Below are 745 nucleotides of genomic sequence, written 5' to 3'. Positions count from 1 at the left end.
GACCGGAACCGCGTGGATTGCCGAGCTTCTTCCCGGCGCGGACAAGTCGCGCGCCAGTGTGATTGCCACCAGCACCAACTTCCTCGGCCTCGGCCTCGGCGCACTGATTTCGGGATTTCTGGCTGAATACGAGCCATGGCCGTTGCGGCTGATCTTCATCGTCTATCTGGCAGCACTTGTGGTGGTGACGATCCTGGTCTGGCGCACTCGCGAAACGGTGTCGAAGCCGGGCGGCCTCGGGCGGATCTCCTTGCGGCCGCGACTTTCCGTCCCGGAGGAAATCCGTGCGCGCTTCGTCGCGCCGGCGGTGACCGGCTTCGGCGCGATGGCGCTGGTCGGGTTCTACGCCGCGTTGGCGCCGAGCATCCTGGCGCAGCAGCTGCATGAGACCAACCATGCCGTCGCCGGCGCGCTGTTCTTCGAGCTGGCGATCGTCACCGCGATCAGCATTGTCGTTCTGATGCACATGAAGAGCAACAAGGCGATGCTGGCTGCGCTGGCATTGATGATCCCAAGCGTCTCGTTGGTGATGGCGGCGCAGATATTGGCCTCGATGGCACTGATGGTTGCTGCGACGGCCTGTTGCGGCGTTGCGGCGGCGCTTGGTTACCGTGGCGGCCTGCAAGTGGTGAACGAGATCGCGCCCAAGGATCGTCGCGCCGAAGTGGTGTCCAGCTTCTTCATCTGCTGCTTTGTCGGCAACGCCTTGCCCGTCATCGGCATCGGCATCGTTTCGACCTATGCC

The 745-nt window shown here is 63.8% G+C and carries 1 protein-coding gene; it reads left to right on the top strand.

Features of this window, described 5'->3' with window-relative positions; translation table 11 throughout:
- On the top strand, positions 1 to 745 hold a 745-nt coding region (locus tag EN991_RS38490), incomplete at both ends, for an MFS transporter (protein ID WP_164769776.1).

Source organism: Mesorhizobium sp. M7A.F.Ca.US.005.03.2.1 (assembly GCF_003997795.1).
In the GTDB taxonomy this organism is placed as follows: Bacteria; Pseudomonadota; Alphaproteobacteria; order Rhizobiales; family Rhizobiaceae; genus Mesorhizobium; species Mesorhizobium ciceri.
The sequence above is the reverse complement of the archived record's forward strand: the minus strand, read 5'-3'. Positions and strand labels throughout refer to the sequence as shown.